An 8,880-nucleotide genomic window follows, 5' to 3' on the forward strand; every position below is an offset into this window, starting at 1 on the left:
GCTGCGCCGCCCCGCGCTCGCGGGTGTCGGCGTCGGGCGCCATGCCGAGGATCCAGCTCCGGAGCTCCTCCGCGACGATCGAAGGCTTCTTCGCGGCCGATCCGGACCCCGTCCCCGCGACGTACGAGACCGCGAAGACTTCGCGCGCGGCGAGGAGAAGGTCCAGGAACACGTTGCGGTTGTCCTGACGGCTGTCGCGGTCGCCCCGGCGGGGAGCCGAAGCCATCAGGTCGAATTCTTCGCGTTTGGTCGACCCGGGGAACGCACAGTCTTCCGACAACCCCACGACGACCACCACCTTGTAGGGGATGCCGCGCATGACGTTCATGCCGGTGATCGTGACGGCGTTCCCGGGCTTCCCGCCCGGGCTCCCCGACCCCAGCTGTTCGTTCAGGGCCGTCATGAAGAGTTCGAACGACACGTGGTCGGCGTTTTCTGCGCCGTCCCCGCCCGTCCTCAGCGTCGCGCGCTCAATGTCCGCGGCAAGCGCCTCGGTGGTCGCACGGACGTCCGCCCACGCGTCCGCGGGTTCGAAGAACGTTTCGATCGCGTCCTCGACCCAGCGGCGCCAGTGCGCGGGGGGCGCCATCAGCGGCGCGCCCGCGTCGTCGCGGGTGCGCAGACGGAAGTCTTCGAGCGCGGCGCCAAGACGCGCGAGGCGCTCCAGGAGCCCCGCTTCGTCCGCCGTGCCGTGAAAGGACGAGCGTCGGCCGTCGACCGGCACCATCCCCTTCCAGACGGCCTTGTCGCCTTCGGGGCGCATGAGCCCCAGGGCGAGGCGCTCCAGCGCACGCTCCAGCGTCATGTCGGTCGCGGCCGCGGTCGCGAAGGTCTCCCCGTCGGTCGACATCAGGTGCGCGTCGGAGAGCCCGTAGCGGCACCCGGCGTCCCGGAGCCACGCGGAGACGGTGGAGAGCGATTCGGCGTCCAGTGCCCAGCGCTCCGCCACGGGCGGCAGCGACCACCACCCCTCCAATTCGTCCATCTTCGCGCGGCCGCTCATGAGCGCCGCGAGCCCGCGGACGGCTTCCGCGGGAGAGGCTTCCGAGACGCGCGGCGCGCCCGCGATCTTCCAGGCGATGCGCCGTCCTTCGGGGAGACTCCCGAAGACCTGCTCGACCAAAGGCGCGGCCGCCGCGACGTCGGGCGTCACGACCAAAACGTCGTCGGGCGCCAACCCCGGCATCGTGCGGAAAAGGTGGTGGAGCCACTCGGCCAAGGACTCCCACTCGCGCGTGGCGGAGGGCGCCGCGAAGAACTGGACCGAACGGTCGTCGGGCGCGAGCCAGAGGCCCGCTTCGTCGGCTTCGGCGCGCTCGGGCTCGAGCGTCAGGATCGAATCCTGGATGCGGTGAAGGAGCGTCGGGCGGTTGGTTTCGAGGTAGTAGCTCTGCATCTCGGCCTCGGTGCCGACCTCGACCTCCTGCGGGCGCATGCGCGCGATCGCGGCCATCTCGCGGAAGACGTCGTTCCTCACGACGGGCGCCATCGGGGCGCGGCGGTCGAGCTGAACCGGATCCAGCGCGTCGCTCTCGAGCTTGAGCGTCCGGAGCGCCTCCTCGGTGTCGTCTTCGGACTTCGACTCCGCCGTGAAGCGCCAGAGGCGGTCGATGTTGGCGCGCACGCTCCGCGCGTTGTCGGCGAGGATCGGGTGCCCGGATTCGCGGTGCGCGTCAACGCCCTCAGGAGCCGCTTCGATCAAACGCCTCGGGAGCAGATCGAACCAGTATTCGGACGAGGGGTTCAGAAGATAGAACCAGATGTCGCGGCCCGAGTGCGCGTAGGCGCGCAGAAGCGGGAGCATCAAGGGCGGCACGACAAACGGCGTGAAGACGTGCAGCGCGTCGGGCAAGGCGACGACGCGGCCTTCGTCCAACTTCACGCGCTTCTCGCCGCCCGCGCGCGCGAGCTTGACGAGCGTCTCGGGGAAGTTCTCCAGGTACTGCCTCCCCTGCCAGTCTTCCGTTTCGCAAAGCCGCCGCCAAAGATCGCGCTCCCAGACGTAGTCGGGGTGGGACGCCAACGCATGGTGCTCGATCCCTTCGTCCTCACCCCGCATCCACGCGAGAAGCCAGTCCGTGCGGTAGGAGGCGTACGTGACGAAAAGCGCCGAAATCCGGCGGGAGAGTTCGAAGACCTCGCGTTCGCTCTTACCCTCCAGGTACGCCTTCAGGCGCTCATGCCCGGGCGCCTCGCGAAAGCTCCCCGGTCCCGTCGCCGCGAGGATCCCGCGGATCATCCAGTCCGCCTCGTTCCCGCCGATGTTGGCGAGAGGCTCGCGCGAGAAGAACCCCATCCACGCGGAGAGCGTCGTGAAGTCGTACCCGGCGCAGACGCCCGCGTCCCGCGCGAGGCTCTTCTTCAGGTCCTCGGCGACGGCGGACGACGGCACGACCACGGGTCGGCGCTCGAAGACGGCGCCCCCGCGGCCCGCATCGTTTTCCATGCCGAGGTTGTGCAGAAGCACGGCGCGGAGCGCTTCGTAGACGTTGCTGTAGACGGTGTGGATCATGGCGGCGCAGAAGGAATCGAGTGGTCCGGAAGCGGTCCGGAAAAGTCGTTCCCACAAGTCTAGCGGGGCGGCGCGGGACGCGTTCGGGGTCCCCTGCGGACCCGGAGCGGACACCGCGGCGGGCGCCTCCCGGCGCCGCGCCCCGACGCAAAACGGGGGCGCCGTTTGAGGCACCCCCGTCGGGAAAAGTACGGTTTGAGGCGGGCATCCTCAGATGAGGTACGCCCCGATCAGGATCCCCGTCATCGTGAAGGCGAGCGCGATCTTGACCGCGGTCCCCGCCACCATGCCGATCCAGGTGGCCACGCCCACGCGGCCCGCGTGGATGAGGTTCCTCTTCGCCCAGAATTCGCCGATCGCGGCACCCACGAGCGGCATGAAGAGAAGGCCGAAAAGTCCCATGAACATCCCGGCGACGGTGCCGACGACGCTCCCGATCAGCCCTGCCTTCGAGGCCCCCGCGCGCTGCGCGCCCGCGGTCTGCGCTACCGTGTCGACGACCACCCCGATCACGGCGAGGACGACCAAAAGCGCGACCACCCAGCCGCTCACTTCAACGTAGTCGCCGTTCCAGGCGATGAGCCACCCGGCGACCGCGATCATGGGCAGCCCCGGGATCGCCGGGACGATCGTCCCGGCGAAGCCCGCCGCGATGAGGATGATCGCCGACGTCCAGACGACGAGCGACATCCAGTCGATGTTCGAGAGCCATTCCATGTGAGTGGTGTCCTCCGTGTTGGTGGCAGAGACGTCTCGGGCGCCGTTATTCGGCGTCGCCCCAATAGCCTTCGTCGGCGTAGGGCTCAAAGCGCGTGTTCCCGCCGAGGAACGTCATGCGCAGCGTCCCGATCGGGCCGTTACGCTGCTTGGCGATGATCACTTCCGCGAGGTTCTTTTCCGGCGTTTCCGGGTTGTAGACCACGTCGCGGTAGATGAACATGATGATGTCCGCGTCCTGTTCGATGGCGCCCGATTCGCGAAGGTCGGACATCATCGGGCGGCGGTTCGTACGGGAGTCGACCGAGCGGTTCAGCTGCGAGAGACAGATGATCGGCACCTGGAGTTCTCGCGCCAAGGACTTGAGCCCGCGGGAGATTTCCGAGAGTTCCTGCGAGCGGTTGTCGGAGTTGCTGCGCCCCGAGCCCTGCATGAGCTGAATGTAGTCGACCACGACGAGCCCCAAGGGCCCCACTTGGTTCACGAGACGGCGCGTGCGGCTCGCGAGTTCATTGATCGTGAGCGCAGGGGTCTCTTCGATGTAGATCGGCTTGTTCTCGAGCTTGTGCATCGCCGCGGTGAAGCGGTCCCAGTCTTCGTCGTCGAGCATCCCCTTGCGGAGCTTCTGCGCGTCGATCTTCCCCACTGCCGAGATGAGACGCTGGGTCAGCTGGTCCGCACCCATTTCCATCGAGAAGACGGCGACGGGGAGCTCCAGATGGATCCCGACGTGCTCGGCGATGTTGAGCGCCAACGAGGTCTTCCCCATCGAGGGACGGCCCGCGAGGATGATGAGGTCGCCACGCTGCAGGCCCGCCGTCACGTTGTCGAGGTTCTTGTACCCGGTGGAGACGCCGGTGATTTCGGACGAATTCCGGTTGTTGTAGAGGTCGATGATGCGCTCGGACACCTCACGCACCAGGGTCGACATCCCCTGAAAGCCCTTGTTGCCGCGGCCGTTCTGCTCGTTGATGGCGAGGACGTCGCGCTCGGCTTCGTTCAGGATGTCGCGGGTCTCCCGGCCTTCCGGAGAGAGTGCGGTCGTGACGATCTTGTCACCCACCGTGATGAGCTGGCGCAGAACCGCCTTGTCGTGAACGATCTCCGCGTAGCGGCGGATGTTCGCCGCGGAAGGCGTGTTGTTGACGAGTTCGGACAAGTAGGAGAAGCCGCCCGCCTCGTTTTCGAGGCCGGCGTTACGCAGGCTCTCCAGCACCGTCACGATGTCCGCGGGCTGACCCCGCTGGATCATCTTCGCGATGTGCTCGTAGATCAGGCGGTGATCGCGTCGGATGAAGTCGTCCGGGCCGATCGCGTCGACGACGCTGTCGAACGCCGAGTTGTCGACCATGAGCCCGCCCAGGATGGCCTGTTCGCTCGTGATGCTCTGAGGCGGTCGGCGCAGATCGGCGGAAAGATCTTCGGTCATGAGGGCGTTCCCGGTTGAGGTTGGACGGCACCGGAGTGTGCCGGACGGAGGTGTGAGGAGCACATTTTAGACGGTCCGGATGGGCCGGGGCACGGCCTGACGCACATGCTTGCAGACGCAAAACGGCCCCCGAGTTTCCCCAGGGGCCGTCTTGTCGGATTCGATTCGGAAAGCGCGGATTAGGCTTCCGGAACGACCTTGACCGTCACGTCGGCGGTGATGTCGGTCATGAGACCGATCGTGATCACGTAGTCGCCGATCGCCTTGATGGCGCCGAGCGGGGTGCGGACCTGGGACTTCTTGATTTCGAAGCCGAGGGCGTCGACCGCTTCAGCGATGTCGGCGTTGGTGACGGAGCCGAAGAGACGGCCGTCGACGCCGCACTTCGACGAGATGGTGATTTCAGCGCCGTTCAGCTTGGCGGCAACCGCTTCGGCGGCGGCGACGCGTTCGGCCTGGGCCTTTTCGAGCTCGGCGCGGCGAGCTTCGAATTCGGCGATGGCGGCCTTCGTGGCGCGCTTGGCGTGACCCTGGGGGATCAGGAAGTTGCGGCCGTAGCCGTCCTTCACCTTGACGATGTCGCCGAGGTCGCCGAGATGGGTGATCTTTTCGAGCAGGATGACTTGCATTTCAGTTGCTCCTCAGCGATTACTGGTTGTCCGTGTAGGGGAGGAGGGCGAGGAAGCGGGCGCGCTTGATCGCGGTGTCGAGCTGACGCTGGTAGTGCGCCTTCGTACCCGTCAGACGAGCCGGCATGATCTTGCCGTTTTCCTGGATGAAGTCACGCAGCGTGTCGACGTCCTTGTAGTCGATCTGTTCGACGTTTTCGGCCGTGAAGCGGCAGAACTTCTTGCGCTTGAAAAGCGAATTCTGTTGGTTGGCACGGCGAGGCTTGCCCTTACCCTTAGCACCAAAAGCCATGTTGAGCTCCTTAAATGTATTCCGTGATGTGAACGATCAGACGCTGGCTGCGCTGCGAGCGCGGGGCCAGAAAACCCTTCAGGGTGAGATGGGTTCCCAGCGGCACCTTGTGGAGCATTTCGGCGACGGGTCCGAAGGAGACCGTCGGAAAGTCGTACTCCAGGGTGCGGGGTCTTCCCGCCTCCACCAACTCGGCCCGATGATGAAACGTCCCTTCGAAGACGATCAGCCCCGCAGGGGTGTACCGCACTTCTTCTTTGGCCGTCAGCGTGCCGGTGATGGTGATCTGGTTCAAATTGCGCTCCGCGGCGTTCGGGGACTGCTGCCCGGCCGAACGGCGCATTCAGCCGTCGTGATCCTGATTAAGCCTGTTCTTCCTGAGCCGGAGCGGCAGCTTCGGCGGCAGCCTTCTTGGCTTCTTCCTTTTCGACGATCTTCATCATCGGGGAGGGAGCCGTTTCGGCCTTCTTCGTCTTGACCGTGAGGTGACGCAGGATGGCATCGTTGAAACGGAAGCCGTTCTCGATCTCAGCGAGCGTTTCGTGGCCGCATTCGATGTTGAAGAGAACGTAGTGAGCCTTGACGAGCTTTTCGATCGGGTAGGCGAGCTGGCGGCGGCCCCAGTCTTCGATGCGGTGGATCTGACCACCCTGCTCGGTGACGAGGGTCTTGTAGCGTTCGATCATCGCGGGGACCTGTTCGGACTGGTCGGGATGCACGATGATGCAAAGTTCGTAGTGACGCATTGAGCCTCCTTGCGGAAAAAGCTGCCCGGAGCGTCTATTCCGGTGCAGCAAGGACAGAAAGGATGCGATTGTAGCCGGTTTCCCACCCGCATGCAATCGCGTCGTCGGGAAAATTTGGGACCTTACTTCGCGCGGCGCTGGCGGACGGACTCGTAGAGGCAGACCGCGGCGGCGACCGACACGTTGAGGCTCTCCACCGACCCCGCCATCGGGATCGAGGCGAGCTCGTCGCAGCGCTTGCGGGTGAGCTGGCGGAGGCCTTCGCCCTCGGCGCCCAACACCCACGCGAAGGCGCGCTTCTGGTCGACGTCGTAGAGAGACTGCGTGGCTTCGCCCGCGGTGCCGACGACGAAGACGCCGGCGTCGCGCAGTTCCATGATCGCGGACGCCAAGTTCGTCACCGCGCAGACGGGAACGCTCTCCGCCGCACCCGCCGCGGCCTTCGCCGCCGCAGGGCTCATGTGCGCCGCGCGGTCGCGCGGCACGATCACGGCCTGCACGCCCGCGGCGTCCGCGGTGCGCAGGCACGCGCCGAAATTGCGCGGGTCGGTGACGCCGTCGAGGATGAGGAGCAGCGTGTCCGGCGTGATTTCATCCAAAAGATCCGCGAAGTCGAGCGTCGCGGACATTTCCTCCGCGAGCGCCACGATCCCCTGATGGGGAACATCGGGGGCGAGACCGTCCAGACGGCGCGCGTCGGCGTTCATCACGCGCACGCCCACCGCAAAGAGCTTCTCGCGCATCTCGCGCATGCGCTTGTCGCGCCGCGTCGGGTCGATGTAGACCGCTTCGATCGATTCGGGCTTGAGGCGCAGACGGGCGCCGACGGCATGAAAGCCGGCGAGGACGGTGTTCTTCACGGAAATGCTGCCGGACGCCCTTCGGACGGGCTCCGGTCGAGGATCGGGTTGGAATGAAAAGGGCTTCATTTTAGAGGAAAAGACCGGGGACCGAAGCGGATTCGTCCGCTTCGATCCCCGACGGGGCTTTTCCTTCTCCGGAGGGGCCCTCGGAGAGCTCCTTCTCGGAGCCTCCCCCGACCTCCCGGTCAACGGCGATCAGTAGAAGTCGTCGTCATCGTCGAAATCGTCGAAGTCGTCTTCGTCGTCGAAGAACCGTTCGTCGTACGAATCCCAACTCCAACGGCGGCCGCGGCGTTCGCGGCGGCCGGCGCCCTTCAGCTTGAAGTTGATGCGGCGCGTCTCGATTTCGACGCTCTCCAACTCCACCTCGACCTGATGCCCGATCTTGATCGTGCGCATCTCGTCGCTCGAACTCATCGTGCACTTCTGCTCGTCGTACTCGTAGTAGCCCCAACCGATGTTGGAGATGTGCACGAACCCTTCGATCGGCATGTCCTCGAGCGTGACGAAGAGCCCCGCGGGGATCATCCCGGTGACGCGCGCCTTGGCGGTCTTCTTCGCGAAGGCCTTCCGCGTGAAGACGCACTTCAGGTACTGCATCACGTCGCGGGAGGCGTCGTCGGCGCGGCGCTCCGCCGCGGAGCAGAGCACCCCCAACCGCACCCAGGCGGCGTCCGCCGCGGTCGTCTTGGCGGCGGTCTTCCCGGGCTTCTTCGCCGCGGCGGCCTTCGTGCGCTCTTCCGTCAACTTCGTCGCGTGGTAGCCCGCCATCGCGGCCGCGTCGTCGAAGACCACCTCGGGGACGTAGGTCCGGCGCGAAAGGATCCCCTTGATCGTGCGGTGAAGAAGCAGGTCCGGGTAGCGGCGGATGGGCGACGTGAAGTGCGCGTACGCCTCGTACTGAAGACCGAAGTGCCCGACGTTTTCCGGCTGATAGACGGCGCGCGACATCGCGCGCAGGATCGTCTGCTGCACGACGGGCTTGTCCTTGGTGTCGCGGATCAGCTTGGCGAGCTGTTCGGGCGACTCCGCCTTCGCGCTCCAACCGAGGGCGCGCAAGGTCTGGTGCATGAGGCGCAGGCGCTCCAATTCGGGCTTAGGGTGGACGCGGAAGAGCGTGTGCTTTTTCTTTCGGATCACGAAGTCCGCGGCGCAGACGTTCGCCACCAGCATGCACTCTTCAATCAGGCGGTGCGCGTCGTTGTGCTCGCGCACGCGGAAGCCCTCAATCTGGCCCGAGGCGTCGAAGAGCGCCTGGCTCTCGGGCGTCTCGAAGTCGAGCGCGTTCCGCTTCTCGCGCGCCGCGCGGAGCACCTTGAAGAGCGCGTGGAGTTCGCGGAGTTCCGCGATCCGCTCACCCACGGCGTCCAACCCCGCCTTCTCGCCCGTGAGCGCGCTCCAGACCTGCGTGTAGGTCAAACGCGCGTGCGAGTGGATGACGGCCGGGTAGAACTGGTAGGCCTTCGTGAGGCCGTCCTCACCCACCACCGCGTCGCAGACCATCGTCAGGCGGTCGACGCCGGGGTTGAGCGAACACAATCCGTTCGAGAGCTTCTCGGGGAGCATCGGCACGACGGACGACGGAAAGTAGACCGAGGTCCCGCGCGCCTGCGCGTCGCGGTCGAGGGCGCTCTTCGGCTTCACGTAGGCGCTCACGTCGGCGATGGCGACCAAGAGGCGCCAGCCGCCCTC

General features: G+C 66.0%; 9 protein-coding genes. All 9 read right to left on the reverse strand.

What is annotated here, in order from left to right; translation table 11 throughout:
• Window positions 1-2,512: exodeoxyribonuclease V subunit gamma (locus HMPREF9440_RS09530; protein ID WP_008543729.1), on the reverse strand; the 2,512-nt coding region annotated here is incomplete at its 3' end.
• 210 nt (window positions 2,513-2,722) lie between these two features.
• Window positions 2,723-3,229, reverse strand: a complete 507-nt coding sequence (locus tag HMPREF9440_RS09535; RefSeq protein WP_008543730.1) for a DUF456 domain-containing protein — start codon at window positions 3,227-3,229, stop codon at window positions 2,723-2,725.
• A 46-nt stretch (window positions 3,230-3,275) separates the two neighbouring features.
• Entirely contained in the window at window positions 3,276-4,658 is a 1,383-nt protein-coding gene (gene dnaB, locus HMPREF9440_RS09540) for a replicative DNA helicase (protein WP_008543731.1), read from the reverse strand.
• A gap of 179 nt (window positions 4,659-4,837) precedes the next feature.
• Window positions 4,838-5,287 (reverse strand): 50S ribosomal protein L9, encoded by a 450-nt coding sequence (rplI, locus tag HMPREF9440_RS09545; protein WP_008543732.1) that lies wholly within the window; start codon window positions 5,285-5,287, stop codon window positions 4,838-4,840.
• A 19-nt stretch (window positions 5,288-5,306) separates the two neighbouring features.
• On the reverse strand, window positions 5,307-5,579 hold the full coding sequence (rpsR, locus tag HMPREF9440_RS09550; RefSeq protein ID WP_008543737.1) for a 30S ribosomal protein S18: 273 nt from the start codon (window positions 5,577-5,579) through the stop codon (window positions 5,307-5,309).
• Window positions 5,580-5,589: 10 nt separating this feature from the next.
• Window positions 5,590-5,922: a primosomal replication protein N gene (gene priB, locus HMPREF9440_RS09555; protein WP_008543738.1), complete on the reverse strand. Its 333-nt coding sequence runs from the start codon at window positions 5,920-5,922 to the stop codon at window positions 5,590-5,592.
• 19 nt (window positions 5,923-5,941) lie between these two features.
• Window positions 5,942-6,325, reverse strand: a complete 384-nt coding sequence (gene rpsF / locus HMPREF9440_RS09560; RefSeq protein ID WP_008543739.1) for a 30S ribosomal protein S6 — start codon at window positions 6,323-6,325, stop codon at window positions 5,942-5,944.
• Window positions 6,326-6,447: 122 nt separating this feature from the next.
• A complete protein-coding gene (rlmB, locus tag HMPREF9440_RS09565) occupies window positions 6,448-7,185 on the reverse strand; it encodes a 23S rRNA (guanosine(2251)-2'-O)-methyltransferase RlmB (protein ID WP_040765574.1) in 738 nt (245 codons plus the stop codon).
• 198 nt (window positions 7,186-7,383) lie between these two features.
• Window positions 7,384-8,880: ribonuclease R family protein (locus HMPREF9440_RS10820; RefSeq protein WP_157180706.1), on the reverse strand; the 1,497-nt coding region annotated here is incomplete at its 5' end.

It is taken from the genome of Sutterella parvirubra YIT 11816, from assembly GCF_000250875.1.
In the GTDB taxonomy this organism is placed as follows: Bacteria; Pseudomonadota; Gammaproteobacteria; order Burkholderiales; family Burkholderiaceae_F; genus Sutterella; species Sutterella parvirubra.

Excerpts from the sequence above, each read along its gene's own strand:
- rpsR (WP_008543737.1), bottom strand. The coding sequence starts at position 5,579 with ATGGCTTTTGGTGCTAAGGGTAAGGGCAAGCCTCGCCGTGCCAACCAA.
- dnaB (WP_008543731.1), bottom strand. The coding sequence starts at position 4,658 with ATGACCGAAGATCTTTCCGCCGATCTGCGCCGACCGCCTCAGAGCATC.
- rpsF (WP_008543739.1), bottom strand. The coding sequence starts at position 6,325 with ATGCGTCACTACGAACTTTGCATCATCGTGCATCCCGACCAGTCCGAA.
- rplI (WP_008543732.1), bottom strand. The coding sequence starts at position 5,287 with ATGCAAGTCATCCTGCTCGAAAAGATCACCCATCTCGGCGACCTCGGC.
- HMPREF9440_RS09535 (WP_008543730.1), bottom strand. The coding sequence starts at position 3,229 with ATGGAATGGCTCTCGAACATCGACTGGATGTCGCTCGTCGTCTGGACG.
- priB (WP_008543738.1), bottom strand. The coding sequence starts at position 5,922 with ATGCGCCGTTCGGCCGGGCAGCAGTCCCCGAACGCCGCGGAGCGCAAT.